The sequence below is a fragment of the Desmonostoc muscorum LEGE 12446 genome (assembly GCF_015207005.2).
Lineage (GTDB): Bacteria > Cyanobacteriota > Cyanobacteriia > Cyanobacteriales > Nostocaceae > Nostoc > Nostoc muscorum.
In genome coordinates this window covers 3616024-3642383 of sequence record NZ_JADEXS020000001.1, presented here as the reverse complement: position 1 = coordinate 3642383, position 26360 = coordinate 3616024, and the positions used below count along the sequence as shown (strand labels likewise).

The 26360-nt window shown below is 43.2% G+C and carries 34 protein-coding genes; 30 read left to right on the top strand and 4 right to left on the bottom strand.

What is annotated here, in order from left to right; genetic code table 11:
- Positions 1–2: 2 nt before the first annotated feature.
- A complete protein-coding gene (locus tag IQ276_RS15665) occupies positions 3–1211 on the bottom strand; it encodes a WD40 repeat domain-containing protein (RefSeq protein ID WP_235115700.1) in 1209 nt (402 codons plus the stop codon).
- Positions 1198–2586: a P-loop domain-containing protein gene (locus IQ276_RS15660; protein ID WP_193913493.1), complete on the bottom strand. Its 1389-nt coding sequence runs from the start codon at positions 2584–2586 to the stop codon at positions 1198–1200. Before IQ276_RS15660 ends, IQ276_RS15665 begins: the two co-directional genes overlap by 14 nt.
- Positions 2587–2801: 215 nt before the next feature.
- Between IQ276_RS15660 and IQ276_RS15655 the strand changes: the two genes are divergently transcribed.
- The 8 genes from IQ276_RS15655 (at position 2802) to IQ276_RS15620 (ending at position 10565) form a co-directional block, all read left to right on the top strand.
- Positions 2802–3068 (top strand): TRADD-N-associated membrane domain-containing protein, encoded by a 267-nt coding sequence (locus IQ276_RS15655; RefSeq protein WP_193913491.1) that lies wholly within the window; start codon positions 2802–2804, stop codon positions 3066–3068.
- Positions 3069–3174: 106 nt separating this feature from the next.
- Positions 3175–3525, top strand: a complete 351-nt coding sequence (locus tag IQ276_RS15650) for a hypothetical protein (RefSeq protein ID WP_193913489.1) — start codon at positions 3175–3177, stop codon at positions 3523–3525.
- A gap of 7 nt (positions 3526–3532) precedes the next feature.
- Positions 3533–4249: a GDSL-type esterase/lipase family protein gene (locus IQ276_RS15645; protein WP_228042788.1), complete on the top strand. Its 717-nt coding sequence runs from the start codon at positions 3533–3535 to the stop codon at positions 4247–4249.
- 101 nt (positions 4250–4350) lie between these two features.
- The gene (locus IQ276_RS15640) at positions 4351–4785 is read left to right on the top strand and encodes a hypothetical protein (RefSeq protein ID WP_190882394.1); all 435 of its coding nucleotides are present in this window, start codon (positions 4351–4353) and stop codon (positions 4783–4785) included.
- A gap of 230 nt (positions 4786–5015) precedes the next feature.
- On the top strand, positions 5016–6305 hold the full coding sequence (locus IQ276_RS15635) for a cation:proton antiporter (protein ID WP_193913487.1): 1290 nt from the start codon (positions 5016–5018) through the stop codon (positions 6303–6305).
- A 412-nt stretch (positions 6306–6717) separates the two neighbouring features.
- On the top strand, positions 6718–8955 hold the full coding sequence (locus tag IQ276_RS15630; protein ID WP_193913485.1) for a cation:proton antiporter: 2238 nt from the start codon (positions 6718–6720) through the stop codon (positions 8953–8955).
- Entirely contained in the window at positions 8952–9461 is a 510-nt protein-coding gene (locus IQ276_RS15625) for a hypothetical protein (RefSeq protein ID WP_193913483.1), read from the top strand. Before IQ276_RS15630 ends, IQ276_RS15625 begins: the two co-directional genes overlap by 4 nt.
- A gap of 243 nt (positions 9462–9704) precedes the next feature.
- The gene (locus IQ276_RS15620; RefSeq protein WP_235115699.1) at positions 9705–10565 is read left to right on the top strand and encodes an AMIN domain-containing protein; all 861 of its coding nucleotides are present in this window, start codon (positions 9705–9707) and stop codon (positions 10563–10565) included.
- A gap of 99 nt (positions 10566–10664) precedes the next feature.
- On the opposite strand, the gene IQ276_RS15615 is transcribed toward IQ276_RS15620, so the two are convergent.
- Positions 10665–11204 carry a DUF3172 domain-containing protein gene (locus IQ276_RS15615; protein WP_073645687.1) on the bottom strand — a complete coding sequence of 180 codons (540 nt, stop codon included), beginning with the start codon at positions 11202–11204 and terminating at the stop codon, positions 10665–10667.
- 467 nt (positions 11205–11671) lie between these two features.
- On the opposite strand from IQ276_RS15615, the gene IQ276_RS15610 reads away from it, so the two are divergent.
- Positions 11672–12499: an ABC transporter permease gene (locus tag IQ276_RS15610; protein ID WP_193925297.1), complete on the top strand. Its 828-nt coding sequence runs from the start codon at positions 11672–11674 to the stop codon at positions 12497–12499.
- A gap of 85 nt (positions 12500–12584) precedes the next feature.
- A complete protein-coding gene (locus IQ276_RS15605) occupies positions 12585–13058 on the top strand; it encodes a GNAT family N-acetyltransferase (protein ID WP_190883303.1) in 474 nt (157 codons plus the stop codon).
- A 201-nt stretch (positions 13059–13259) separates the two neighbouring features.
- On the opposite strand, the gene IQ276_RS15600 is transcribed toward IQ276_RS15605, so the two are convergent.
- Positions 13260–13736, bottom strand: coding sequence for an NAD(P)H-quinone oxidoreductase subunit N (locus IQ276_RS15600; RefSeq protein WP_190883304.1), 477 nt, complete (start codon positions 13734–13736; stop codon positions 13260–13262).
- Between the two features lie 1019 nt (positions 13737–14755).
- Here IQ276_RS15600 and rplC point away from each other — a divergent pair.
- The 20 genes from rplC (at position 14756) to IQ276_RS15500 (ending at position 26332) form a co-directional block, all read left to right on the top strand.
- Entirely contained in the window at positions 14756–15391 is a 636-nt protein-coding gene (gene rplC, locus IQ276_RS15595; protein WP_190883305.1) for a 50S ribosomal protein L3, read from the top strand.
- 138 nt (positions 15392–15529) lie between these two features.
- Positions 15530–16162 carry a 50S ribosomal protein L4 gene (gene rplD / locus IQ276_RS15590; RefSeq protein WP_190883306.1) on the top strand — a complete coding sequence of 211 codons (633 nt, stop codon included), beginning with the start codon at positions 15530–15532 and terminating at the stop codon, positions 16160–16162.
- The gene (locus IQ276_RS15585) at positions 16155–16469 is read left to right on the top strand and encodes a 50S ribosomal protein L23 (protein ID WP_073641945.1); all 315 of its coding nucleotides are present in this window, start codon (positions 16155–16157) and stop codon (positions 16467–16469) included. The genes rplD and IQ276_RS15585 overlap by 8 nt, the downstream gene beginning before the upstream one ends.
- A 154-nt stretch (positions 16470–16623) precedes the next feature.
- Positions 16624–17487: a 50S ribosomal protein L2 gene (gene rplB, locus IQ276_RS15580; RefSeq protein WP_190883307.1), complete on the top strand. Its 864-nt coding sequence runs from the start codon at positions 16624–16626 to the stop codon at positions 17485–17487.
- A gap of 143 nt (positions 17488–17630) precedes the next feature.
- A complete protein-coding gene (rpsS, locus tag IQ276_RS15575; protein ID WP_073641947.1) occupies positions 17631–17909 on the top strand; it encodes a 30S ribosomal protein S19 in 279 nt (92 codons plus the stop codon).
- A gap of 159 nt (positions 17910–18068) precedes the next feature.
- Positions 18069–18425, top strand: coding sequence for a 50S ribosomal protein L22 (gene rplV / locus IQ276_RS15570; RefSeq protein ID WP_073641948.1), 357 nt, complete (start codon positions 18069–18071; stop codon positions 18423–18425).
- Positions 18426–18456: 31 nt separating this feature from the next.
- Positions 18457–19239, top strand: coding sequence for a 30S ribosomal protein S3 (gene rpsC, locus IQ276_RS15565; protein ID WP_190883308.1), 783 nt, complete (start codon positions 18457–18459; stop codon positions 19237–19239).
- Between the two features lie 104 nt (positions 19240–19343).
- Positions 19344–19769 carry a 50S ribosomal protein L16 gene (gene rplP / locus IQ276_RS15560; protein WP_190883309.1) on the top strand — a complete coding sequence of 142 codons (426 nt, stop codon included), beginning with the start codon at positions 19344–19346 and terminating at the stop codon, positions 19767–19769.
- Between the two features lie 3 nt (positions 19770–19772).
- Positions 19773–20000: a 50S ribosomal protein L29 gene (gene rpmC / locus IQ276_RS15555; RefSeq protein WP_190883310.1), complete on the top strand. Its 228-nt coding sequence runs from the start codon at positions 19773–19775 to the stop codon at positions 19998–20000.
- Positions 20001–20006: 6 nt separating this feature from the next.
- Positions 20007–20255, top strand: coding sequence for a 30S ribosomal protein S17 (gene rpsQ / locus IQ276_RS15550; RefSeq protein ID WP_073641952.1), 249 nt, complete (start codon positions 20007–20009; stop codon positions 20253–20255).
- A 47-nt stretch (positions 20256–20302) separates the two neighbouring features.
- The gene (gene rplN, locus IQ276_RS15545; RefSeq protein WP_073641953.1) at positions 20303–20671 is read left to right on the top strand and encodes a 50S ribosomal protein L14; all 369 of its coding nucleotides are present in this window, start codon (positions 20303–20305) and stop codon (positions 20669–20671) included.
- Positions 20671–21024, top strand: a complete 354-nt coding sequence (gene rplX, locus IQ276_RS15540) for a 50S ribosomal protein L24 (RefSeq protein WP_190883311.1) — start codon at positions 20671–20673, stop codon at positions 21022–21024. The genes rplN and rplX overlap by 1 nt, the downstream gene beginning before the upstream one ends.
- A gap of 113 nt (positions 21025–21137) precedes the next feature.
- Complete coding sequence (gene rplE / locus IQ276_RS15535) at positions 21138–21686, top strand: 50S ribosomal protein L5 (protein WP_193913641.1); 549 nt, start codon at positions 21138–21140, stop codon at positions 21684–21686.
- Positions 21687–21706: 20 nt separating this feature from the next.
- Positions 21707–22108, top strand: coding sequence for a 30S ribosomal protein S8 (rpsH, locus tag IQ276_RS15530; RefSeq protein WP_190883313.1), 402 nt, complete (start codon positions 21707–21709; stop codon positions 22106–22108).
- Positions 22109–22271: 163 nt separating this feature from the next.
- Complete coding sequence (gene rplF, locus IQ276_RS15525; RefSeq protein ID WP_193913643.1) at positions 22272–22820, top strand: 50S ribosomal protein L6; 549 nt, start codon at positions 22272–22274, stop codon at positions 22818–22820.
- Positions 22821–22822: 2 nt separating this feature from the next.
- Positions 22823–23185, top strand: coding sequence for a 50S ribosomal protein L18 (rplR, locus tag IQ276_RS15520; RefSeq protein ID WP_193913645.1), 363 nt, complete (start codon positions 22823–22825; stop codon positions 23183–23185).
- A 107-nt stretch (positions 23186–23292) separates the two neighbouring features.
- Positions 23293–23820, top strand: coding sequence for a 30S ribosomal protein S5 (rpsE, locus tag IQ276_RS15515; protein ID WP_012410709.1), 528 nt, complete (start codon positions 23293–23295; stop codon positions 23818–23820).
- 129 nt (positions 23821–23949) lie between these two features.
- Positions 23950–24393, top strand: coding sequence for a 50S ribosomal protein L15 (gene rplO, locus IQ276_RS15510; protein WP_073641959.1), 444 nt, complete (start codon positions 23950–23952; stop codon positions 24391–24393).
- Between the two features lie 74 nt (positions 24394–24467).
- The gene (gene secY / locus IQ276_RS15505) at positions 24468–25781 is read left to right on the top strand and encodes a preprotein translocase subunit SecY (protein WP_190883316.1); all 1314 of its coding nucleotides are present in this window, start codon (positions 24468–24470) and stop codon (positions 25779–25781) included.
- Positions 25781–26332: an adenylate kinase gene (locus IQ276_RS15500; protein ID WP_190883317.1), complete on the top strand. Its 552-nt coding sequence runs from the start codon at positions 25781–25783 to the stop codon at positions 26330–26332. Before secY ends, IQ276_RS15500 begins: the two co-directional genes overlap by 1 nt.
- The last annotated feature ends 28 nt before the right edge of the window (positions 26333–26360 follow it).

Below are 26360 nucleotides of genomic sequence, written 5' to 3'. Positions count from 1 at the left end.
CCTCATTCCCCTGCCATTCCTTCAAGACGTAAAAAATGCACTTTACCTGAAGAATCCCCAACTACAATTGTCATACCGTCTGGTGCAACTGCACAGGAATAAATGGGACTATCTCCTGTAAAAGTGGCAATGACCTCCCCAGTTGCCAAATTCCAGACTTTGAGGATGCCGTCATTGGAGGCAGAAATTACCTGTTGCCCATTGGGGGTGACGGCGACGGCATTTACCCAGTCACTATGACCAGTGAGGGTGAATAGTTCCTCCCCTGTTGCCAAATTCCAGACTTTGAGGGTGTCGTCATTGGAGGCAGAAATCACCTGTTGCCCATTGGGGGTGATGGCGATGGCATTTACCAAGTAACTATGACCAGTGAGGGTGAATAGTTCCTCCCCTGTTGCCAAATTCCAGACTTTGATGGTTCTGTCACGGGATGCAGAAATCACCTGTTGCCCATTGGGGGTGACGGCGACGGCATTTACCCAGTCACTATGACCAGTGAGGGTGAATAGTTCCTCCCCAGTTGCCAAATTCCAGACTTTGAGGGTGGAGTCCAAGGATGCAGAAATCACCTGTTGCCCATTGGGAGTGACGGCGATGGCATTTACCGAGTCACTATGACCAGTGAGAGTGAATAGTTCCTCCCCAGTTGCCAAATTCCAGACTTTGAGGGTGTTGTCACGGGATGCAGAAATCACCTGTTGCCCATTGGGGGTGACGGCGACGGCATTTACCGAGTTACTATGACCAGTGAGTGTGCGGAGTAAGCGTCCTCCTGGTGGCGTTAAGCTTGGGGTCAAGGGACACAGCCAAGGAGTAGTTATTTTTTGCTTTATCTGTGTTAATAATGCCTGAATCTCCTCTGACGTTTTCTGATGTAATAACCTTCCCTGTAATTGACTGGCTAACTGTTGCTTATCTGTTACTAAAATATGCGCTGATAGCCTTAATGCACCTTGAATCAATTTCAGACTTTTGACTTTTTTAGGGTTATTTAATGCTTCTGCATCATCAATCAAATCGTAATCTTCAATTAGCGCCTGTACCCCAAACTCAGGATGATTAATCTTTGCCGTTAAAAATTCAAAATCAGTCAGCGTTTGATAATATTTTTCTAAATTTCCCGAACTTACCAAATTATAAGGATATCTGCCCAGATAAGCTTTGCGGGAGTAGGATTTTTTTCCTGTTGATTTCTTCTCAGTTTTCGTCATCGTCCTCTCTCTCCCGTTCCCAGTAATCAACAATACGTTGATTCACCTCTTTAATTAGCTGACGCTTTGTATCTAAAATCGGTTTTGATTTGAGAAAGTCTAGAAAACTAGCATGGTAGATGCTGTAACAAGTGTCTCCATCTATCCTTTGTTGCTTTAAATATTCAAACCACTTATTTAAAATTTGTTGCACTTCATATTCATCTTCCTGGGCAATATCAGCAATCATCTCACAAGGAATCGGCGTACCAATTTCTACTAGAATATACAGGATAATCACCATAATTTTATTAGGTGCAGAATCCATATTCATTCGCACCCAATGAGTTTGATAATATTGTTGAAGACCATCTGGTAATTGCTTTAAATTAAAATCATTATATTCACCTTTAGCAATTCCCGGTAAGACATAGCGCAGGTACATGAAATTACTTTCACTTTTTGCCGCTACCTGCTCAACAAAAGCCTCACGGTTGATATCGCGGTCTTGAATCCACTTGAGCAATCCGGCTTTATAATCTACATCATGATTGAGAAAAAAGCGAATATATTCTTGAATATCATCACGATTGTCTTTGTTATATCGGCTTGCGTTTAAATCTAACTCTATCTGCTCGGCACCTTCAGTATATAATCGATTTTTACCCGGTTCATAGCGTCGCCTCGTCAGCAAAAAATAAACTTTATCTGGCAGAGTCTTAGGCAAATATAAAATATTTTCTGCCCCTGGTGCTTGCTCTACTTCATCCAACGCATCAATTACAATTACCAAGGGTTCATTATTAAGAATTTTGCTACTAGCTTTAATTAACAAAGCTGATAAATCATCATTATCGGCATTTTCTAATTGATAGCGGTTAATTAGCTGTTGACGAATACTTTTGATAAATAATTCCGGGCGATTGTTTCTTTCTTGCAAAACATTAAAGTAACAAATAGCTTTCTTTTCATCAACATATTTTGCAGCTATAGCACTTTTCCCCATCCCAGCATCCCCGATTACCGTAAAATAACCCTTGGGATATTTATTCAAGAAATCTTTAAAAGCATCAAACACAAATTTACGTCCGCAAAAGGAGCGAATCTTTTCTTTAATGAGTACTTCAAACTCTTGTGATAATTGCAGATTTTGATACCAATCTTGAGGGTCAACTATATCTAACGGGCTAATATTTAAATAATTAGCAATATTCTTTACTGACCATCTCTCGACTCCATTAGGAGCAGGTTTAACCCCAAGCAGACGTTTAATGGTATCAATGCTGACATGAGTATTCGATGCTAGTTTTTCTTGAGTCAATTGGGCTTGCTTCATGGCTTCTCGAAGCCGAGTTTTTCCTACTTCACTAGCCTTTACTTTATCGGAATCAAGCATAATCAATTTTTAAAATAAGAATAAAACTAATAAAATCTAAATAAATTTTAAATTTGGTGTCTAGGGCAGATAGGTTTTGCAGGTAACCTTAATTGCCCTAAATTAGAGGGCAGATAAACAATAATATTTAACCTTGTTTGCCCTGGAATATCTGGATAATCATTATTAGGATAACAATATCAAAATTCTACAGTGAAATAGTCAGGACTTTAACAATGCAAAATCCTAATTATCAAAATTTAAAAGCAGAATTGATGCAAGAATTATTACGCCAAGCAAAATTAACCTTTAATCTTGCCTTGAGTGTCACCGCCGCTTCTGCAATGATGACGTTAGGCGGTGTAGGATTGCTCTATTTCAACAAAGTTTCTCAAGCCAGTCTCACAGCCGGAGGGGGCGCACTGGCTACTATCACCAGCGTTCAACTCGCCAAGCAAACCAAAGAGGAATTATTAGAGATTATAGAAAAATCAGATGGGTAAATTTAGAGAAGATAGGGCGATTATCCCTAAAATAACCTGAAACGTGGTGCGTAGGGGTAGCCCGTCGTAGACATCGCTATGCTATTTTCAGTATCAAACTCCAAACTTGAGCCTCAAAACCGCAACTTCCAGGATCAAAGATGCAACCGTCAGCCTCAAAGACGCAATTTCGAGGATTAAAGCCGCAATTTTCCGCATCAAAGCCGCAACCGTCAGCTTCAAAGGCTCAACGTTTAACTTCAAAGCCGCAACCGTCAGCCTCAAAGCCGCAATTTTCCGCATCAAAGCCGCAACCGTCAGCCTCAAAGGCTCAAAGTTTAACCTCAAAGCCTCAACTGTGGCAATATTAACCTTGCAACCACATCAAAAACTAGAAACCTCATGGATGCTTGGATCTTTAAAGATAGCCATGTATGGTATAGAAATGTATAGAATCTTGAATAGATATAAAATATAGTTCTTAAATGCAAACATTTTCAGCATCTTCCTCAATGCAGCTGTCTGTACCACCAAAACACTTTCAGCCAATGAAGATTGTCGCACTGGGGGACAGCTTAATATATGGATTTGGTGACCCGGAAAAAGGCGGTTGGATTGAGCAACTACGGCGATGGTGGATGTTGCCGGATAGTGCGGGTCATGTTCTTTATAATTTAGGGGTCAGGGGCGATCGCACGCAACAAGTAGCCCAAAGGCTAGAAGTTGAATTTCGCCATCGCGGTGAGTTGCGAAATCGTGTTCCCGACTTGATTATTTTATCAGTAGGCGTCAATGACTCAGCGCGTTTGGCGCGTCCCGATGGACGAATTTACACAGATTTCACCGTATTTGAAAACGAAATCGCTTCTCTGCTAGATTTGGCACAGCAACTCTGTCCTGTGTTATTTGTCGGTATGGTGCCAGTGGATGAAGCTAAAATGCCATTTTTAGATTGTTTTTACTATAATCATGCCGATCAGTACCGCTACAAAGAAGCAACTTGCACTGCTTGTGATAAACGGCAAATTCCCTATTTAGATATTTTTGATATGTGGATGGAACGCGGTGAAGCTTGGCGTCTCAAACGCTTGAGTGATGACGGACTTCATCCCAATACACTAGGTTATCAAGCCTTGTTAGAAGATGTAATAAATTGGGATGCGATCGCAAGTTATCATTCTCTAAATTTGATTACCACCTAAAACCGTGCCAATTTTAGATTTTGAATTTTGGATTTTGGATTGAAACAAAAATCTCAAATCCAAAATCTAAAATCTAAAATCTAAAATCTAAAATTACTCCTATGACACCAACCTTATTCGGCCGCTGGCAAACTCGATTATTATTACTTGCAACTGTAGGCGTACTCGTATCTTTACCCTTTGCAATTGGTTTGATTGGTTCTGGTGCTAACTCAGTTTATTTTTGGATACTTGGTTATGTTGCTATCTTTGGTTTAGGTTGGGATGTGCTTTATAACTATCTCCAAAAATTCCGCTGGGACAGAGATTGGCCGGCAGTTTATCAAGTTTTAGCTGGGATTTGGGAATTAATATTTGTATTTTGTGGAATTAAACTGTTTGGCTTCTTACCAATACCTTTACCTAAGGAAGAACTGTCAGCAACAGATTTTTTATTGCACTATAGCGTCGTCTGGTTAGCAGTTTTTATTACTTCCCAAAGCCTGATGCGAATTATATTTCTCCGTTGGCGTTTCCGGGGTGGAGAGTGGTTGTAATTTTTAATTGTTAATAGTTACATTTTATCTACGTTTCTAAATACTTGTGTCTGTAGCCGTGTCTTAGAGCAATTTTTAACACAATAGAATACAGATAATCGTAGGGGCGCACAGCTGTGCGCCCCTACCTTTGTATTCTATTTGGCACTTATGAGGATTACTGTGCTAAAAAAATATATCTGTATTATTATCTACCTTACTCAGATTTAATTTCTGCTCAATAAAATACAATGTCAAATTTTGATCTGGTTATTCGACTCTTTCTGCAACTCACGGTAATTTTAGCCACTTGTCGCATAGTTACGATTTTAGGACGCCGCTATCTTGGTCAAACTGATGTTGTTTGCGAAATGATTGCAGGTGTGATGCTAGGGCCATCACTTCTAGGTTTGATTGCACCAGATTTCCAGCAATGGCTATTTCCTAAGCTGCCGATTATTACTGCTTTAGGAGACAAGATACCCAATCCATCGATGTCGATTTTATATGCCATTAGTCAAATTGGATTGGCAATTTATATGTTTTTGATTGGTTTAGAGTTCAACACAAAACTCTTAAAACACCATATCAAAAGCGCAGGTTTGTTATCTGCTGCCGGGATTATTACTCCTTTTATCTTAGGAGCGATCGCTTCTTTTTGGTTATATCACAATGGCAATTTCTTTCAACCAAAAGTAGTGCCTTGGTCAGCCGCTTTATATCTGGGCGCGTCGATGACAATCACGGCTTTTCCGATGTTAGCTCGGATTCTTTACGAGCGCGGACTTGCACAAACTCGCTTCGGGACTTTGGCTTTAGGCGCAGCATCGGTAGATGATGGAGTTGCTTGGTGTTTATTGGCGATCGTCCTTGCTAGTGTGAAAAATTCCATCAACATCGCCATCTTAGCAATTGGTGGTGGCATTTGCTACGTGCTTTTTGCTATTTTTATCGGGCAACGTGTACTTAAAGTCTTCACCCGCATGACAAAACGTGATGCAGGTGTGAGTAGACAAACTTTGACTTTATTCTTGATAGTTTTGATGTTTTGTGCATGGTTTACTGATATCACAGGTATCTATGCAATATTCGGTGCGTTTGTGTTGGGAGCAGTAACACCACGCGGGGAATTTGCTCAACAAATTCGACAATATACAGAGTTTTTCACCACTTCTTTTTTGCTGCCGATATTTTTTGTCTTTTCTGGATTGAACACACAAATCGGACTAGTAAACACACCTGCATTATGGGGAATTACCCTGTTAATTTTGGCGATCGCAATTATCGGTAAAGGCATTGCTTGTATGTTGGCAGCAAAATTAGCAGGAGAAAATTGGCGCGAATCAGCAACTATCGGCGCTCTGATGAATGCCCGCGGTTTAATGGAGTTAATCATCCTCAATATTGGTCTTGAACAAGGTATAATTACCCCCACTTTATTCACTATTATGGTTATTATGGCTGTAGTTACTACACTCATGGCATCACCCTTGATTGCCTTTTTGTTGCACGGCACAAGCTATGATAAATCTACCGCTTAAGTCAATCTCAATAGAAAATTAACAATCAATTCCTGATAATAATTACCTAATTATTAGGTAAATTATGAAGCTCTAACTAGTAAAAGCTAATAGTAGTACTGACAGCATTTTGCAATTGATTGGATTACACTAGTTCAGATTCCATACTTACCACTCCCTTTCCAACTAACAGCAACTGACATCACAAATAAGCACAAATTAACCTTGGGGGATATTACAAACTTGACCGAATAATTCGTAATTCCTAATTAATCGTACAAGGCTATAAATTGATTTATGCAGGTGTTAATGCCTGAATTTTGAATTCTGAATTTCTAATTTGTGTAGTCTCTCGGTAAGAGCAGGGGTTGACATTTTCCAGTCTTTTAAACAATTATCTTAGGGAAACCAGATAGTTACTCTTGAGGAAACCATGCACATAGTTATTCTCGTTCTGGTTGAGGTACTGATTGTTATTGGACTTTCACGGCTAGTAGGGCTAGGATTTCGTTCTATTAAGCAACCGCTGGTAATTGGTGAAATTGTCGCTGGGATTATGCTAGGCCCATCTTTATTTGGTTTAGTAGCTCCCCATGTAGCAGTTACCTTATTTCCACCAGAAACTATTCCTTTTCTAAATGTTTTGTCTCAGGTGGGACTAATATTTTTCATGTTTCTGATTGGGTTAGAACTAAATCCAAAATACCTCAGCGGTCAGCTAGAAGTGGCAGTTTTAACTTCTCATGTCAGTATTTTGGTGCCGTTTTCCTTAGGAACATTACTAGCGGTGGTGCTTTATCCCCTGGTTTCCAACGCTAGTGTATCGTTTACCGCCTTCGCCTTATTTTTGGGCGCGGCGATGTCGATTACTGCTTTTCCAGTGTTGGCACGAATCATTACTGAGAGTAATTTACAAGGAACCCGCTTAGGAACATTAGCCTTAACTTGTGCAGCGGTGGATGATGTCACAGCTTGGTGTTTATTAGCAGTTGCGATCGCTGTAGCTCGGACTGGCGATTTTGCTGGTGCAGTACCCACAATTATTGAGAGCATAGTCTACATCGGCTTCATGCTGACGGTGGGACGTTGGTTCCTCCAAGGACTTGCCAAACATTATCAGCGTGCGGGACGCCTCAGCCAATTAGTGTTAGCTGGGATTTACATGGCAGTGGTTGCATCTGCACTAATCACTGAATTAATTGGCATTCACTTAATCTTTGGAGCATTTTTACTCGGCGCAGCAATGCCCAAAAATGAAGATTTAGTGCGGGAATTGGCAGTAAAAACCGAAGATTTTGTTCTGATATTCTTGCTGCCAATATTTTTTGCCTACAGTGGTTTGCGGACGCAGATTGGCTTGCTGAACCGCCCAGAATTATGGCTATTGTGTGCATTGGTTTTAGCAGTAGCGATCGTAGGTAAATATTTTGGCACTTATATCGCGGCTCGTGTCAGTGGCATTAATAAACGGGAAGCCTCGGCACTCGGTTGGTTGATGAATACTCGCGGCTTGACCGAGTTGATAGTGCTAAATATTGGTCTGGAGTTAGGAGTAATTTCCCCGTTAATATTTACCATGCTGGTAATTATGGCGCTGGTAACTACATTTATGACCTCGCCACTGTTGGAATGGACTTATCCGAAAAAGCTGATCAGGTTAGATTTAGTGGAACCGGAGTCAGAAGCAGAAACCGAAATAAATCTAGATACAGAACATATCACTGCTGAAAATGAAACTCACCCTCGTTCCTACCGGATTTTAGTACCAGTAGCTAATCCAAATACCCAAAAAGGTTTGGTACAGTTGGCAGTAGCCTTGGCGCAGCCCGCCGTAGGCATCGCTCTCAACTATCGACAACCAGCTGTTGTGCATCCCCTCAGCTTGATTGAATTTGAAGAAGACTATGCCTTTGAGAGTACCCCAGTTGAAGCAGATCGATTAATCGCCCAGCGCCGCCAGCAGCTACAAGAATTGATTAATACTCTCGAACCTCCAGAAACACGCTCTTACGTGCATCCCATCGTTCGCACATCCAGCAATGTTGCACGAGAAACAGCACAGATTGCCGCATTAGACCAAGTTGATTTAATTCTCGTGGGATGGCATCGGCCAGCTTTTAGTAGCAACCGCTTAGGGGGAAGAGTTGGTCAAATTCTCACTACTGCGCCAGTGGATGTAGCAGTGTTTGTAGACCGAGGAAGTGAGCGATTAGAAAGCTTGTTAGTGCCTTATTCTGCAAATATCCACGATGATTTAGCATTAATACTTGCTTTGAGACTCCTAATCAATCATGAAACTTGTATGTTGCAGATTTTACACGTTTTACCAGAAAATCGCCTCAAAGATGAATTGAGTTATGAACTGGACATGATGATCGAGCAATTACCAAGTAGTGTACGCGATCGCATAGAAATCAAAGTTGTCCAAGCCCCAGATCCCATCCAAGCCGTAGTCGAAGCCTCAAAAAATGTAGACTTGACAATTGCTGGCACCAGCCGCACTTGGGGTATTGAGCGTCAAACCTTGGGAAGATATACAGATCAACTAGCCATCCAATGCCGCTCTTCCCTGTTGATTACCCGCCGCTACAGTCAAGTCACCGCTCATCTGGCTTCCCTGATTCCTGAGGTTACTAGTCAAGAGCCAACAATTCAGGAGTTGAGATCATGAATCATTTCAACTTCAAATCTTTAGCTTTTTACGGAGTAGCCATCAGCTCAGTGCTACTGCTGTTTAAAACTGTAACCGCTTATGGAGAAAACAATCTCAAAGCTCCTCCTAAGGTTAGCGATCGCTATCGTCTAACACTAGCTGAAGATTTGCCCAACTGTGAAAAATCAGACACCTTGACATTAAATATTCAGCAGTCAGGTATTTACTTAAATGCCTCTATATTACCAGCAAACGCTAACGACGATATTGACGAAAAGCACTCTCTGACAGGCATCTTGAAAAATCAACAGTTAAATTTATCTGGGAAAATTAATAGATCAATCCTTTGCAATATCCCTGACTCCCAGAACGATTCTCTTAACTCAGTCACAATTCAAATGCAACTAGCAGAGAGAGGTAGTATACCAGGGCAATTAACTCTCAATGGCATCCCACAAACTCTAAAATTTACTGCTATGCCAGAAAAAATTGAGGAAAAATCTCAGAAGTCCAACAATCATTAGAGCATTGGGGGTGCTGTTAGCGGTAGCGGGGCATTTAGCCCGTGCTGAGTGAAGAGTTTTTTCTTCCTAATCTCCTCCTACCCACTGCTCCCTCAATTATCCACAACTTCACTCTCAAAGCCAAGCCAAGAGCTTTTTTTAATTCTGACTTCTGAATTCTGCTATCAAAAGTTAAAAGTATAATTTAATTCATAGCTTATACTAGAAATTCCTCAGAAATCAATATCAAAGGCATAATTAAAAATGGCTCAGAGATTAAAGACCTGGGATTGCCACTGGAGCAAACAGCTACTTAGCTTCAGTGTATTCGGTTTTTATGCAGCGATCGCCCTTGAAACTTCCAGCATTGCTGCTACACCATTGGCAAAGCTAGATAATTGGCGTTTTTCCCCCAAAACACAACAGCTCGAAATCACTCTCTCAATAGCCACAACCCCTCGTTATTTCTACTTAGCCCAACCACCTCGCCTAGTTGTAGATTTACCGAATACTAAGTTGGGCAATATTACCACCCAACAAAATTATTCTGGAGCCATCAAAAGCATTCGTGTTTCTCAACTCAATGAAAACGCCACACGTATTGTTCTAGATTTAGCACCAGGAACTGTTTTAAATCCCAAACAGGTACAACTGCAACCACTTTCCCGAAAAAACCCCACTCGCTGGGTATTACGTCCTATCATTTCTGGTAAAAGCACTGCCGTAAAACCGGCAAACTCAGCACCCTCATCCAAAAAACCACCTCAAACACCGCCTACTAAGCTGCCCGTAATTACTACTAACTCACAACCGCCTACTAATCTACCCGTAATTACTCCTGACTCACAACCGCCCCTACTCACAGCTCCGCCTATATCAAGTCAGCTACCCTCAACAACTATCACTAATTCAACTCAACCTTTTGTAACTGTACCTCCCCTGACCCCCAATACACCCTCTCAACAACCCAGTTTTATTCTTCCCCCTCCTTCTTTCCCAAATCAACCCGGTACATTGAATAGCATTCCTACTTTCGGTGTGTCTGAATTTCCAGTTCCAACAGCCCCCAATGTTCGCAACCCCCAAGTCATTGAGTTTGGCCAGCCGCTTCCTAAAAGTAGATAGGGAGTGGGGAGTGGGGAGTGGGGAGTGGGGAGATAAGGGAGCAGGGGAGGCAGGGGGAGAAATAACCAATGCCCAATGCCCCATGCCCCATACCCAAATCTAAAATCTATCCGTTTCCTGAGGTGTTCCAACTGCTCCTGGTTGAGCTGTGAAGAAGTTTTGAGCAGCTTCATTCTGATATATGCATCTAATATCAGGTTTGTCACTGTCCAAGTTACCTGTAAAGCCAAAGGTATTTAAACGATTCTTGCAATCTCTTACTTGGTCAGATGTCACCAGTTTACGTTGCTCTAAAAGTGCCCAGTTATTTTGTCGGATCACGCATCCAGGACGCATACTCGGCTGAGAAACATAGACATTGAAGGGGTTGAGAGTCACGAACAGTCTAGCGTCCATCACCATCGCACTTGCCCCATACTGCACACAAATCTCAGGATTTGGTGCTTTGGTATCAATAAATTCACGGGAAGCCACATTTGATGGAGCTAACGTGGTTGTAGAACTAAAAGCAATGCCAATACCAATTCCCAAAATTAGCACCCCTCCCATAATTGCAATAGTGAAGAGGTTAAACATAGGGGATTGGAAAGCAGAGGGTTTAGAAGTAGTAGCCGATCTACCAGTAGATTTACGTCTCATTGTTGCTTAATCACCTTCACGCCAATTGGGCAGGGAGTGTTCTAAAGTTTTCTCCCTCTTTCAGTATGCCTAGTCTTAATTGTAATTGCCTCGGACTGTCTGTGTAATACTCTTGTTAAATTGCTAAAATCGCCAGTTCTCTAGATGTCTAGATATAATTTCAACTTTGTTGGTTGTTTCCATCTGCAATAATTGGCGAGTATTTTTATTGATTTGCTGATTAACAAATTTTTATTAGCTATTAAAGTTATGGTGTTTGACTTGTAACCCACATCTGAAAGCGGATTATTTATAAATGAATTCATTAATTTTAACACATTTTTATTATGCACAGATAGTCTAAATAAAATTTGCTTTTCAGTTAAATCAAAGTTTTAGTTCGAGAAATTTTTGTTGCCCCTAGTAATTGATGTATCAAACAATGTAAATTAACCTTGAATACAATTTTGATACGTAACTAGAAGCAAGTGAAATTTCAAAAAGCATTATTATCCAACAAGAGGTTTAAAACTTCGCAATTTCAAATTCTCCTAGCTGATAGTCTAACTATTTTTTGGGGAGATTGGCTAGATTTACGTGTGAGAATTGTACAAGTTGCTGCATCAGGCTTAATATCTCCACTGATATATATTTTAGCTTTTGGCTTAGGTTTGGGTAGTTCGATCAAACCAGGTTCAGCAATTAGTGGTAACTATAACAATTACTTAGAATTTATGTTACCAGGGATGGTGGCGCTGTCGTCCATGACTATTAGCTTTGGTGGGACGACATTTTCCATTTGTGGAGACAGATTATTTAGCAAAACGTTCGAGGAATTGTTGTTAACTCCTATACATCCGTTAGCATTGCATATTGGCAAAATGCTGGCTGGAGTAGTGCGGGGGTTGATGACATCCGGTTCCGTAATTTTAGTAGCGGTACTTTTGACCGGAAACTGGAATTTTCTGAATCCGATATTTCTCGTTTTACTTATACTGAATTGTGCTGTATTTGCTGGGTTAGGAGTGATTGTGGGGTTGAGTGTGCGATCGCTCGAATCAGTCGGACTCTACAACAACTTTATAATCATCCCCATGTCTTTTTTAGGAGCGACCTTCTTTGACCCTGGTACATTACCAGCAGCCCTGAAAGTTGTAGTTTACCTGTTACCACTAACCTATGCCAGCATTGGACTACGTGCAGCTGCTCATTTACCCTTGTCCCAGTTTCCTTGGTACAGCATACCGATTTTGTTAGTAGTGGCGATCGCTCTTTCTCTCTGGGGTGGTTATAAATTTGCTCACCAACAAGATTAGAAACTTTAAAATAGATTGACAAAATGTAGACACACCAAGCTAATTTCCAATCCAAAATCCAAAATCCAAAATCCAAAATTGTATTATGCTGATTCGCCCAGCTACCACAACCGACGTACCCGCAGTTTTACCAATGGTTGCCAAAATTTGCGCTTTGCATGAGTCTTGGGATTCCGCCAAATATGGTTTCCTAAGCCATCCAGAACAGCGCTATGAAAAATGGTTAACGCGCTTGGCAAATAGCGATAGCAGTGTATTTTTGGTATCGGAAAAGGAAGGGCAACTTGTAGGGTTTCTAGTGGCGACAATTGAGCAAGAAATCCCCATTTATCGGTTAGAACAATTTGCTTTTGTTCATGATATTTGGGTTGAGCCAGAACATCGGCAAAACGGAATTGCCCGACAAATGGTAATGCAAACTATTGAACGGTTTTCTCAAATGGGCGTCAAGCAAATTCGGCTAGATACAGCAAATGCAAACGAAGCCTCGCGGCGTTTGTTTGCATCTTGCGGTTTTCGGATCAGCACTATCGAAATGCTAATTGAATTTAATCATTAGTCATTAGACCTCTTGCAAAAGTCTTTAACACCCCACCCCCAACCCCTCCCCGCTAGCGGGGAGGGGGGCGTTTGCGTCAGCAAATGCGGGGTGGGGTTCTTTATTTTTGATTTATGCAAGAGGTCTATTAGTCATTGATCATTAGGAAAAGACAAATGACAATGGACAAATGACAATGGACAAATGACTAATGACAAAGGACTAACTAGCTAACAGGGTCTTTTCTAGAGAAGTCCAACGGAAAGCGCGATCGCCACCCCTCTCAATAACTACTTTCACCCGTGGTTCTAGGTTAGGCAAGTTTGCTAAATATTCAATTTCCTGGTCGGAAAGAATATTTCCTTCAATAATCCACAAAACCAGCCCTTTTGACTTTGGTGGTAGCTGTTCTAAATGAGTACTCAGAAGTGGTGGTGCATAGTATACAAAACCTACCGCTGCACCGCTACCAGTACTTTTTTTGCCCAGATGAGGAGGTCTGATTCCATGAACTCTTGTCAGATACGCAGCTACGTCCCCCAGTCCTCTAGCGGTAATGTGCAGCGTAGTATAGCCAGCTGCACGAAGTCGGCGCTGATACCGACCTTCATAACCTCCTTCCAGAGGTACATACACTCCAAGAGCGCCAAATTTTTCCAGATCCCGGATTAAAGCGTTGCCAGTGGTAATTAGTGCCATAGATTTTCGTCTTATCCCGCCTTAGATATCTCTATTATTTACCGTGAACCGATAGATAAAGCATTTTTTTGGGGAATGGGGAATGGGGAATGGGGAATGGGGAATGGGGAATGGGGAATGGGGAATGGGGAATGGGGACTGAGGATTGGTTATTAATTCTTATCCCTCACTCCCTCACTCCCTCACTCCCTCATCTCCCCACTCCCCACTCCCCACTCCCCACTCCCAATTCTTCAAAAAAATTATTGGACAATTATAAATAAATGATTTATATTATTAGATTGTGACCAAACGTGCAAATTAGCTTGCCTTCCTAAGGTAATTCTGAAATAGTATTAGCATCAAAGACTGATTAGTCAATTCAAAGATGATAATCTTATTTAGATTGTTCATAGGCTGGTAAACTAAGAAAGCTTTCAGGTTAACATTGGAGCTTGTGGAGGATAAAGCACAGCTAATCCCCGGCTTCAGACTAGGTTAAATCGTGCGCCTCTGCAAAAGTAGGCAAAATCTTAAACAATAGTTTAAGGTGTTTAGGAAACTAAAAACTGAGTAGCAATGCTAATTTCATGGCATTGTGTTTAGTCTCAGCCAATGGATACTGGGTGGTAAAACCCGCCTAAGTCCAACTGCAACAAGGCAGTCGTCAACCTCACGGAAGCCGTCCTTTGGGCAGATACAAATCGAAAACCCAGCGGCAACGCTGCCTGCAAAAAGTGCCAGAGCAATTGCTTGGACGAAAGCATTGCTGCACACAGCTCAAAGCTGTAGCGCCTTGCATTGATTCCAGAAGTTACTCCTTCCCAAAGGGAAGAAACTTGTGGCTGTTCTGGTGAACTCGTGAGTGAAACTAAACAGATTCACCAAGCAGTACGGACACGGTTTGTTGTGTCCCAAAGTATTTGGAGGGGTTGAGACCGTTCCAAATTTCGCAGGCTGTAGCCTAAACTGACGCGTACAAAGCGTGTCCTCTAGAGTCGGATTCCAAGGTCAGCAAGTAGAAAGGAGAACCAGTTACTGTGTCTGTAGGTATTCTCGGCACCAAGCTGGGCATGACCCAAATATTTGACGAGGCAGGAGTAGCCATTCCTGTCACCGTTATTCAAGCAGGGCCATGCACTGTTACACAAGTTAAAACAAAACAAACCGATGGTTACGCCGCCATTCAAGTTGGTTATGGCGAAGTTAAACCAAAGGCGCTGAACAGACCATTGTTGGGTCACTTAGCTAAATCATCTGCCCCAGCATTGCGTCATTTGAATGAGTATCACACCGATAGCTCTGGTGATTATGCTTTAGGTCAGCAGATTAAAGCAGATATTTTTAGTGCAGGTCAAATTGTAGATGTAGTCGGTACGAGCATCGGTCGCGGCTTTGCGGGTAACCAAAAGCGCAACAACTTTGGTCGGGGACCGATGTCACACGGTTCTAAAAATCATAGAGCGCCTGGTTCTATTGGTGCTGGTACTACACCCGGTCGTGTCTATCCAGGTAAGCGGATGGCAGGGCGTTTAGGCGGTACCCGCGTCACAATTCGCAAGCTGACAATAGTGCGAGTAGACCCAGAACGCAACTTATTGCTAATTAAAGGAGCCATTCCTGGAAAACCAGGCGCTCTAGTAAGTGTTGTACCTGCAAAGAAAGTTGGTAAGTAGTCACTAGCCAATAGTCAACAGTCAAGATTTGGACTAATGACTATTGTACAGACGCGATTAATCGCGTCTCTACTAATGACTATTGTACAGACGCGATTAATCGCGTCTCTACTAATGACTAATGACTAAGGACTAAAAATGGTTGAAAGTGTAGTTAAAAATTGGCAAGGAGAACAAGTCGGCCAGACGAGCTTTGAATTGCGAGTTGCAAAAGAGGAAACAGCGTCTCATATTGTACACCGCGCTTTAGTACGGCAAACTACCAATGCTCGTCAAGGAACTGCCAGTACAAAAACTCGTTCGGAAGTTAGAGGCGGCGGACGCAAACCTTGGCGGCAAAAAGGTACTGGTCGCGCTCGTGCTGGATCGATTCGTTCACCCCTATGGCGTGGTGGTGGTGTGATCTTTGGACCAAAACCCAGAGATTTTAACCTGAAAATGAACCGCAAAGAGCGGCGTTTGGCACTGCGGACAGCGTTTGTCGATCGCTTGAATGATTTGATTGTGGTCGAAGAATTTAGCGAACAGCTATCACGTCCAAAAACCAAAGATTTAGTAGCAGCATTGGCTCGTTGGGGAGCAGCACCAGAGAATAAGACACTATTAATATTGTCTGAGTTTCCGGAAAACGTTTCTTTGTCAGGCCGCAACATTGAAAATTTAAAGCTAATTGCAGCTGACCAGTTGAATGTTTACGATTTACTGCACGCTGACAAGATTGTAGTTACAACATCAGCTTTAGAAAAAATTCAGGAGGTCTACAGTGCCTAGCTTTGACCCCCGCTACCTCGCCGATTTAGTGCGTCGCCCAATTGTTACCGAAAAAGCGACGATCCTAATGGAGCAGAATAAATACACCTTTGAAGTAACTCCAAAAGCATCTAAGCCAGAAATCAAGGCTGCGATCGAAGACTTATTTCAAGTCAAGGTTGTAAAAATAAATACCGCAGTACCACCACGTAAAAAACGGCGTGTTGGAAAATTTGTTGGTTATAAGCCCCTATATAAGCGAGCGATTGTTACCGTCGCACCTGGGGATGTAGACAAGATTAGACAAGTTCTATTCCCAGATGTCTAGGAATTTTAGATTGTAGATTTTAGATTTTAGATTGAGGAGTTTACTGAAAAAGTACCATTGATGGTTGTAATTAGTTAAACACTCATTAAATCGAAAATCCAAAATCCAAAATTCAGTAAATCCAAAATCCAAAATCCAAAATCCAAAATAGATTATGGGTACTCGTTCTTATCGCCCCTATACCCCTAGCACTCGCCAAGTTACGATTTCCGACTTTTCGGAAATCACTAAAACTGAGCCAGAAAAATCTCTAACCGAATACGTACATCGCCCCAAAGGTCGGAACAATAAAGGGCGGATTACCAGTCGTCGCCGGGGTGGCGGACACAAACAGCTTTACCGGATCATCGATTTTAAAAGAGATAAACGTAATATTCCCGCCCAAGTCGTAGCAATTGAATACGATCCTAACCGCAATGCCCGGATTGCCCTGGTGCATTACGAAGACGGCGAAAAACGCTATATCCTCCAACCCAACGGCTTGAAAGTTGGGACAACAATTATCGCCGGTCCTGAGTCTCCCTTTGAAGATGGTAATGCCCTACCCTTGTCGAATATTCCCTTGGGTACTAGTGTTCACAACGTAGAACTGACCCCCGGCAAAGGTGGTCAAATTGTACGTGCTGCTGGTGCTACCGCCCAAGTAGTGGCAAAAGAAGGCAATTATGTAACTCTCAAGTTACCTTCAGGAGAAGTCCGGTTGATTCGGCGCGAGTGCTACGCCACCATTGGGCAAGTAGGCAACACCGACGCAAGAAACCTCAGTGCAGGTAAAGCAGGGCGAAATCGCTGGAAAGGCCGTCGTCCTAAGGTCAGAGGTAGCGTCATGAACCCAGTGGATCACCCACATGGTGGTGGTGAAGGTAGGGCGCCAATTGGTAGATCCGGACCTGTAACACCTTGGGGTAAACCGACTTTGGGTGCAAAGACACGCAATAAGAAGAAACTCAGCAGCAAATTAATTGTGCGTCGTCGCCGTAAGTCTTCTAAACGCGGTCGTGGTGGTCGTGAGTCATAGAATTTTAGATTTGAGATTTTGGATTTTAGATTGGGGTCTAGTGAATTAAAATTAAAAATTTTTCCAGACCAATTAGATATCTAAATTATCCAAAATCCGAAATCTGAATCCAAAATCCAAAATCCTAAATCCAAAATTGAACTATGGGTCGTTCTCTAAAAAAAGGTCCCTTCGTTGCGGATCATCTCCTTAAGAAAATTGAAAAGCTCAACGACAATAACAGAAAAGAAGTTATTAAAACTTGGTCAAGAGCTTCGACAATTTTGCCTCTAATGGTTGGTCATACCATAGCTGTTCATAACGGACGCCAACACGTTCCAGTATTTGTAAATGAACAGATGGTAGGACACAAGTTGGGTGAATTTGCCCCAACACGCACCTACAGGGGTCATGGAAAAAGCGACAAAAAATCAGGTAGGTAGTCATTAGTCATTAGTCATTGGTCATTGGTTATTGGTCATTAGTTATTAGTCATTAGTCATTAGTCAATTACTTAAAGGACAGATGACAGATGACAAAAGACAAAGGACAAAAGACAAGTGACAAATGACAAAAGACAAATGACAAAAATGGAGAAAATTATGGCTACTGATACTACTCAAGTCAAAGCGATCGCCCGTTTTATACGCATTTCCCCCTTGAAAGTGCGTCGTGTACTGGATCAAATCCGCGGGCTATCCTATCGAGAAGCGTTAATCATCCTGGAATTCATGCCCTATCGCGCCACTGAACCCATATTGAAGGTTCTCAGAAGCGCTGCTGCGAACGCCGAACACAACGCTGGCTTAGATCGGACTCAACTAATAATTACTCAGGCTTATGCCGACCAAGGGCCTGTCCTGAAACGATTCCAACCAAGGGCGCAAGGTAGAGCTTACCAAATTCGCAAGCCGACATGTCATATTACTGTCGCTGTTGGCCCCGCCCCAGAAAAATAACCTAAAGTCAGAAATTTTAGAGGAAGTATTCGTGGGACAGAAAATTCATCCAGTTGGTTTTCGTCTGGGTATTACACAAGAACATCAATCCCGTTGGTTTGCCGTTCCGGAACGCTATCCAGAACTTTTACAAGAAGACTACAAACTCCGTACATACATAGAACAAAAGCTCGGCAGACTCGCTCAAAACAATGCCGGAATTTCCGAAGTGCGGATTGAGCGCAAAGCCGATCAAATCGACTTAGAAGTACGCACAGCTAGACCAGGGGTAGTAGTGGGTCGCGGTGGACAAGGTATAGAATCCTTGCGTACTGGACTCCAAGGACTATTGGGTAGTAATCGCCAAATTCGCATTAACGTAGTTGAAGTGCAACGAGTTGATGCTGATGCCTACCTGATTGCCGAATACATTGCTCAACAACTGGAACGCCGTGTTTCCTTTCGGCGGGTAGTCCGACAAGCGATTCAGCGTGCCCAACGCGCTGGTGTCCAAGGTATAAAAATTCAAGTCAGCGGCCGGCTCAACGGTGCAGAAATTGCCCGGACAGAGTGGACTCGTGAGGGTAGAGTACCTCTACATACCTTACGGGCTGACATTGATTACTCCTATTGCACAGCAAAAACTGTTTACGGGATTTTGGGTATCAAAGTGTGGGTGTTCAAGGGAGAAATTATCCCTGGACAAGAAGAAACTGCACCACCACCCGCAGCTCGGGAACGCGATCGCGATCGTGGCGATCGTGAACGTGAACCCCGTCGCCGTCAACAACAACGCCGTCGCCAACAATTTGAAGACCGCTCAAATGAAGGGTAAATGGGAACTGGGGACTGGGAACTGGGGACTGGGTAAGAATTCTCAATCCCTAATCCCTAATCCCCAATCCCTAATCCCCAATCCCTAATCCCTAGTACCCAATCATGTTAAGTCCTAGAAGAACTAAATTCCGCAAACAACAGCGCGGACGGATGGAGGGACTAGCCAGCCGTGGCAGTACCCTTAACTTCGGTGATTTTGCACTCCAAGCTCAAGAACCTGCTTGGATTACCTCCCGGCAAATAGAAGCTTCCCGTCGAGCAATGACTCGTTATATTCGTCGGGGTGGACAAATCTGGATTCGGATTTTCCCTGATAAACCTGTAACCATGCGTCCCGCTGAAACCCGGATGGGTTCTGGTAAAGGTTCGCCAGAGTTTTGGGTGGCTGTAGTCAAGCCAGGTCGAATCATGTTTGAAATCGCTGGCGTTTCTGAAGAAATTGCCCGTGAAGCTATGCGTTTGGCTGCATTTAAGCTGCCAATAAAAACCAAATTTATTGTGCGCTCTCAACCACAGGAGCAGGAGTAGGTCATGCCTCTTCCCAAAATTTCAGAAGCAAGAGAATTAAGTGACGAGAAAATTTCTGATGAAATTCTCGCTGTTAAAAGACAACTATTTCAGTTGCGCTTGCAAAAAGCCACAAGACAGCTAGATAAGCCCCACCAGTTCAAACATGCTAAGCACCGCCTAGCACAATTGCTGACGGTCGAGGGAGAACGCAAACGGGCAGCAAATCAACCGCCGCAAGCAGAAGAGTAGGAGATTATGGCAGTCAAAGAACGAGTTGGCTTGGTAGTGAGCGACAAAATGCAAAAAACGGTAGTAGTTGCTATAGAAAACCGCGCTCCTCATCCCAAGTACGGCAAGATTGTAGTCAACACCCAGCGCTATAAAGTTCACGACGAAGAAAATCAGTGTAAAGTGGGCGATCGCGTCCGGATTCAGGAAACTAGACCCCTGAGTAAAACTAAACGCTGGAAAATCACAGAAATCCTGAACGTCAAACCTACTTAAACCTCATAGTTGTTAGTTTTCTAACAACATTACAAGGGAGTAAAATCGTGATTCAACCCCAGACTTACTTAAATGTCGCAGATAATAGCGGTGCCCGAAAACTAATGTGCATCCGCGTATTGGGCGGAGGTAACCGCCGTTATGGTTTTATTGGCGACAAGATTATTGCTGTTGTTAAAGATGCTACACCCAATATGGCTGTCAAGAAGTCTGATGTTGTGGAAGCAGTAATTGTCCGTACTCGGAAAGCCGTAAATCGTGATAGCGGTATGAGTATTCGCTTTGACGATAATGCGGCTGTAATTATTAACAAAGACGGTAATCCCAGAGGCACACGGGTTTTTGGCCCAGTTGCTCGGGAACTCCGCGATAAAAACTTTACCAAAATTGTTTCTCTGGCTCCGGAGGTGCTGTAATGGCAGGCAAACAGGGTACGCCCAAAGTATTCCACAAAATGCACGTCAAAACTGGCGACACCGTACAAGTAATTGCTGGTAAAGACAAAGGAAAAGTTGGTGAAATTATCCAAGCACTTCCCCAACTGAGTAAAGTTGTCGTCAAAGGTGTCAACATTAAAACCAAGCACGTCAAACCCCAGCAAGAAGGAGAATCAGGGCGAATTGTCACCCAAGAATTCCCCATTCATAGCTCCAACGTCATGCTTTATTCCACCAAGCAAAACGTTGCTAGTCGTGTTTGTTACACCTTTACGTCAGAAGGCAAAAAAGTCAGAAAGCTCAAGAAAACTGGTGAAATTCTTGATAAATAACAAGAATTAGCCAACTTGAGATTTTAGATTTTAAATTTAATCCCAAATCCAAAATCTAAAATCCAAAATTAAAGGTTCCCTGACCAAGCCCAGGGACATCAGGACAAAAAACTATGGCGACAACAAGACTCAAAACCTTATATCAAGAGACAATCGTCCCCAAGCTGACCCAGCAGTTTGAATATACCAACGTTCATCAAGTACCGAAGTTGGTAAAAATTACTATTAACCGGGGTTTGGGTGAAGCAGCTCAAAATGCGAAGGCGCTGGAAGCTTCTATCAACGAAATTGCGTTAATCACTGGTCAAAAACCAGTAGTGACGCGGGCGAAAAAAGCGATCGCTGGCTTTAAAATTCGTCAAGGGATGCCTGTCGGTATTATGGTAACCCTGAGAGCCGAGAGAATGTATGCCTTTCTTGACAGACTTGTTAGCCTATCACTACCCAGAATTAGAGATTTTCGCGGCGTCAGCCCTAAAAGCTTTGACGGACGCGGGAACTATACTCTGGGTGTCAGAGAACAGCTAATTTTTCCAGAAGTCGAGTACGACAACATCGATCAAGTCCGTGGTTTGGATATTTCCATTATCACCACAGCAAAAAACGACGAAGAGGGTCGTGCCTTACTTAAAGAATTAGGAATGCCCTTTCGCGATCAATAAGTTCATCTATAGAGGGAACGATGGCGGCTAACGACACAATTGCAGATATGCTGACGCGCATCCGCAATGCCAACCTGGCACGGCATCAAACTACACAAGTGCCAGCTACAAAAATGACCCGTAGTATTGCCAAAGTGCTGCGGGAGGAAGGTTTTATTGGTGAATTTGAAGAGGCAGGAGATGAAGTAAAACGCAATCTGGTGATTTCCTTGAAATACAAGGGTAAAAATCGTCAGCCTCTGATCACCGCTCTCAAGCGAGTCAGTAAGCCTGGTTTGCGTGTTTACTCCAATAGAAAAGAATTACCAAGGGTACTAGGTGGCATCGGCATCGCCATTATTTCCACATCCAGTGGCATTATGACTGACCGCGAAGCGCGGCGTCAGAACTTGGGTGGCGAAGTGCTTTGCTACATTTGGTAGTCATTAGTCATTTGTCATTAGTCATTGGTCATTAGTCATTGGTCATTAGTCATTGGTCATTTGTCATTAGCAAAAGACAAATAACAAATAACAAAGGGCAAATAACAAAGGGCAAATAACAAAAGACAAATAACAAAGGACAAATAACAAAGGACAAAAAGTCATGTCTCGTATTGGTAGACGTCCAATTACTGTTCCCGCCAAAGTACAAGTGGCGATCGATGGTACTAAGGTTGTGGTGAAAGGGCCCAAAGGAGAACTTTCTCGCAATTTACCCGCTAACGTTATCGTCTCCCAAGAGGGAGAAATATTACAAGTAACTCGTCGAGATGACACCCGTACTTCCAGGCAATTGCACGGCTTGAGTCGCACTTTAGTTGCCAACATGGTTGAGGGAGTCTCCCAAGGTTTTCAACGCCGTCTGGAAATTCAAGGTGTTGGTTACCGGGCACAAGTTCAAGGACGTAACCTAGTTTTAAATATGGGTTACAGCCATCAGGTGCAAATTGAACCACCAGAAGGAATTCAGTTTGCAGTAGAAGGTACCACTAACGTCATCGTCAGTGGCTATGACAAAGAAATTGTCGGCAACACAGCAGCGAAAATTCGTGCCGTTCGCCCACCAGAACCTTACAAAGGCAAAGGTATTCGCTATGCCGGTGAAGTGGTAAGACGTAAAGCTGGTAAGACTGGTAAGAGTGGTAAGAAGTAAAAATGAAACTTACTCGTAGAGAATCAAAACAGCGTCGCCATCGACGCGTTCGTGGCAAAGTAATTGGCTCCCCAGAACGTCCGCGTTTAGCAATATTTCGTTCTAATGAGCATATTTATGCCCAGATAATTGATGATACACAGCATCACACCATAGTGGCAGCATCAACTATAGAACCAGAGTTGAAATCGAGTTTAGCTTCAGGCGCTAACCGTGACGCATCGGTACAAGTTGGTAAGTTGATAGCAGTGCGATCGCTAGAAAAGGGCATCACTAAAGTAGTCTTCGATCGCGGTGGCAACCTATATCATGGTCGTGTCAAAGCACTAGCAGATGCAGCCCGCGAAGCTGGTTTAGATTTCTAAAGTCATTGGTCATTAGTCATTGGTCATTTAGTCATTGGACAAATGACAAAGGACAAATGACAACTGACAAATGACAACTGACAAATGACATTAAGAGAACATTGATTATGGCAACAGAGCGTAAAAGTAGAACCAAGCGTGCCAAAAAAGAAGAAACCACTTGGCAAGAGCGGGTAATTCAAATCCGACGCGTGAGTAAGGTCGTTAAAGGCGGTAAAAAACTGAGCTTCCGAGCGATCGTCGTCGTTGGTAACGAACGCGGTCAAGTTGGTGTAGGAGTAGGCAAAGCCTCAGATGTAATTGGAGCAGTGAAAAAAGGTGTAGCCGACGGCAAAAAACACCTCATTGATATCCCAATCACCAAATCCAACTCCATCCCCCATCCCATTGATGGTGTCGGTGGTGGTGCAAAGGTGATTATGCGCCCAGCCGCACCCGGTACTGGGGTAATTGCTGGTGGTGCTGTGCGGACTGTATTGGAATTGGCAGGAGTTCGCAACGTCCTAGCTAAGCAACTTGGCTCCAACAATCCACTCAACAATGCTAGAGCCGCAGTCAACGCCTTATCTACACTGCGTACCCTTTCTGAAGTCGCCGAAGATCGCGGTATTCCTATTCAAAATCTCTACATCTAATTAGTCATTAGTCAGTAGAGACGCGATTAATCGCGTCTGTACAATCGTCATTAGTGAATAACAAAGGACAAATGACAAACGACAAATGACAAATGACATAAGACCAACGACAAATGACATTTTTAGCTTATGAGACTCAACGATGTTAAGCCGCAAAAAGGCTCAAAGAAACGCAAGAAGCGTGTAGGTAGGGGTATTTCTGCCGGTCAAGGTGCCAGTGCTGGTCTAGGTATGCGGGGTCAAAAATCTCGCTCTGGTAGCGGTACTAGACCAGGTTTTGAAGGTGGTCAACAGCCATTGTACCGCCGCTTACCCAAACTCAAGGGCTTTCCGGTTGTGAATCGGAAGAATTACACTACGATTAATGTAGAGAAGCTAGCCTCACTTCCCGCTAATACCGAAGTAACTTTGACCTCCTTGGAAGCAGCAGGGATCATTACTGGTGCTAAAGGCCCATTGAAAATTTTGGGTAACGGGGAATTGAGCGTTCCGCTCAACGTCAAAGCGGCAGCTTTCACAGGTACAGCTCGTAGCAAAATTGAAGCAGCTGGTGGGAGTTGTGAAGTCTTATGAGTGAACCGGAATAGGGCACTTAAATGCAAGCCAACTCGCTGCCAGCGCCTGGTTCACTATAAAGGTAGCACTCTATGATCAGTCGAGATAAAGCCCCAACGGCTCAAGAAACTTTTATGCAGATGGCACAAGCAGCCGGGCTGAGAGGTAGGCTGCTTGTCACTGTCGGTATTTTAATTTTGGTTCGTCTTGGTATCTTCTTGCCAGTACCAGGGATTGATAGAGGGCGGTTTCACGACGCCATATCGGGTAATAATTCCATATTCGGTTTATTGGATATATTCTCTGGGCGGGGACTTTCAACTTTGGGAGTCTTTGCTTTAGGGATTTTGCCCTTTATTAATGCGTCCATTATCATCCAATTGCTCACCGCTGCGATTCCATCTTTAGAAAATTTACAGAAAAATGAAGGGGAAGCTGGCCGGCGGAAAATCTCGCAAATTACCCGCTACGTTACTGTAGGTTGGGCAATTGTTCAAAGTACCGCTTTTTCGGCATTATTCCTCCAGCAGTTTGCCTTAACACCAGGACCACTATTTGTCGCTGAAACTGCGATCGCCCTCACTGCTGGTTCCATGTTCGTCATGTGGGCATCAGAACTGATTACAGAACGCGGCATTGGTAATGGTGCATCCTTGTTGATTTTTGTCAACATTGTCGCGTCATTACCTAAAGCTTTAGGCGATACCATCGATTTGGTGCAAGTGGGCGGTCGGGAAACAGTAGGCCGCGTGATCGTGTTAATCTTAGTATTCCTGGCAACAATTGTTGGTATTGTGGTTGTGCAGGAAGGAATGCGTCGCATCCCAATTATTTCGGCTCGTCGGCAAGTAGGTCGGCGAGTTTTGGCAGAGCAGCGTAGTTTCCTACCTTTGCGCCTCAATCAAGGCGGCGTCATGCCAATTATTTTTGCTGCTGCTATCCTCAGTTTGCCATTGTTAATCGCCAATTTCACCAAAAATGCTGAATTGGCCAATATAGTTAACACTTATCTGAGTCCCAGCGGTTCTGGTTCTTGGCTTTATGCCCTAGTCTACATGATTTCCATCGTTTTCTTCAGCTACTTCTATTCTTCGTTGATTCTCAACCCAGTAGATGTAGCACAAAACTTGAAGAAAATGGGTTCCAGTATTCCTGGTATTCGTCCTGGCAAGGCAACTAGCGAGTATATCGAACGGGTGTCAAATAGACTCACTTTTTTGGGTGCTGTCTTTTTGGGCTTAGTTGCTATTATCCCAACCGGCGTGGAAAGTGCTTTAGGAGTACCCACATTTAAGGGACTGGGTGCTACCTCTTTGTTAATTTTAGTTGGTGTGGCGATAGATACGGCAAGACAAATCCAAACTTACGTTATCTCTCAGCGCTATGAAGGAATGGTGAAACAATAGTGACGCGACTAATCTTCTTGGGACCGCCTGGAGCTGGTAAAGGAACACAAGCTAAGACATTAGCTGACCATCGGCAAGTTCCCCATGTTTCTACGGGTGATATATTGCGCGAAGCATTATCCAAGCAAACCCGTTTGGGCATTAAAGCTCAAAGTTATATGGATAAAGGGGAACTAGTGCCAGACATTCTAGTACAGGAAATGGTACAGGAACGGCTGAGTCAGTTAGATGCCAAGCATGGTTGGATTCTCGATGGTTTTCCTCGGACTGTCAAGCAAGCAGTTTTTCTTGAGGAATTACTCGAACAGCTAGACCAGTCTGGTGAAAGAGTAGTCAGTCTCGAAGTCCCAGATGATGTGGTAGTAGTGCGTTTACTTGCACGAGGACGAAAAGATGATAACGAAGAAGTGATTCGTCGTCGTTTAGAAGTTTACCGCGCTGAAACTGCACCTTTAATTGATTATTACCGCGATCGCCAAAAACTCCTAACAGTCAATGGCAACCAGTCCCAAGAAGAAGTCACTGATGAACTGCAAAAGATAATTGCTTAAAAAGCAGGGTGAGTAGGGAATAGGGAGT

Coding starts and splice junctions, on each gene's coding strand:
- IQ276_RS15665 (WP_235115700.1), bottom strand. CDS start 1,211: ATGACGAAAACTGAGAAGAAATCAACAGGAAAAAAATCCTACTCCCGC.
- IQ276_RS15660 (WP_193913493.1), bottom strand. CDS start 2,586: ATGCTTGATTCCGATAAAGTAAAGGCTAGTGAAGTAGGAAAAACTCGG.
- IQ276_RS15655 (WP_193913491.1), top strand. CDS start 2,802: ATGCAAAATCCTAATTATCAAAATTTAAAAGCAGAATTGATGCAAGAA.
- IQ276_RS15645 (WP_228042788.1), top strand. CDS start 3,533: ATGCAAACATTTTCAGCATCTTCCTCAATGCAGCTGTCTGTACCACCA.
- IQ276_RS15640 (WP_190882394.1), top strand. CDS start 4,351: ATGACACCAACCTTATTCGGCCGCTGGCAAACTCGATTATTATTACTT.
- IQ276_RS15635 (WP_193913487.1), top strand. CDS start 5,016: ATGTCAAATTTTGATCTGGTTATTCGACTCTTTCTGCAACTCACGGTA.
- IQ276_RS15630 (WP_193913485.1), top strand. CDS start 6,718: ATGCACATAGTTATTCTCGTTCTGGTTGAGGTACTGATTGTTATTGGA.
- IQ276_RS15625 (WP_193913483.1), top strand. CDS start 8,952: ATGAATCATTTCAACTTCAAATCTTTAGCTTTTTACGGAGTAGCCATC.
- IQ276_RS15620 (WP_235115699.1), top strand. CDS start 9,705: ATGGCTCAGAGATTAAAGACCTGGGATTGCCACTGGAGCAAACAGCTA.
- IQ276_RS15615 (WP_073645687.1), bottom strand. CDS start 11,204: ATGAGACGTAAATCTACTGGTAGATCGGCTACTACTTCTAAACCCTCT.
- IQ276_RS15605 (WP_190883303.1), top strand. CDS start 12,585: ATGCTGATTCGCCCAGCTACCACAACCGACGTACCCGCAGTTTTACCA.
- IQ276_RS15600 (WP_190883304.1), bottom strand. CDS start 13,736: ATGGCACTAATTACCACTGGCAACGCTTTAATCCGGGATCTGGAAAAA.
- rplD (WP_190883306.1), top strand. CDS start 15,530: ATGGTTGAAAGTGTAGTTAAAAATTGGCAAGGAGAACAAGTCGGCCAG.
- rplB (WP_190883307.1), top strand. CDS start 16,624: ATGGGTACTCGTTCTTATCGCCCCTATACCCCTAGCACTCGCCAAGTT.
- rpsS (WP_073641947.1), top strand. CDS start 17,631: ATGGGTCGTTCTCTAAAAAAAGGTCCCTTCGTTGCGGATCATCTCCTT.
- rplV (WP_073641948.1), top strand. CDS start 18,069: ATGGCTACTGATACTACTCAAGTCAAAGCGATCGCCCGTTTTATACGC.
- rplP (WP_190883309.1), top strand. CDS start 19,344: ATGTTAAGTCCTAGAAGAACTAAATTCCGCAAACAACAGCGCGGACGG.
- rpmC (WP_190883310.1), top strand. CDS start 19,773: ATGCCTCTTCCCAAAATTTCAGAAGCAAGAGAATTAAGTGACGAGAAA.
- rpsQ (WP_073641952.1), top strand. CDS start 20,007: ATGGCAGTCAAAGAACGAGTTGGCTTGGTAGTGAGCGACAAAATGCAA.
- rplX (WP_190883311.1), top strand. CDS start 20,671: ATGGCAGGCAAACAGGGTACGCCCAAAGTATTCCACAAAATGCACGTC.
- rplE (WP_193913641.1), top strand. CDS start 21,138: ATGGCGACAACAAGACTCAAAACCTTATATCAAGAGACAATCGTCCCC.
- rpsH (WP_190883313.1), top strand. CDS start 21,707: ATGGCGGCTAACGACACAATTGCAGATATGCTGACGCGCATCCGCAAT.
- rplF (WP_193913643.1), top strand. CDS start 22,272: ATGTCTCGTATTGGTAGACGTCCAATTACTGTTCCCGCCAAAGTACAA.
- rplR (WP_193913645.1), top strand. CDS start 22,823: ATGAAACTTACTCGTAGAGAATCAAAACAGCGTCGCCATCGACGCGTT.
- rpsE (WP_012410709.1), top strand. CDS start 23,293: ATGGCAACAGAGCGTAAAAGTAGAACCAAGCGTGCCAAAAAAGAAGAA.
- rplO (WP_073641959.1), top strand. CDS start 23,950: ATGAGACTCAACGATGTTAAGCCGCAAAAAGGCTCAAAGAAACGCAAG.
- secY (WP_190883316.1), top strand. CDS start 24,468: ATGATCAGTCGAGATAAAGCCCCAACGGCTCAAGAAACTTTTATGCAG.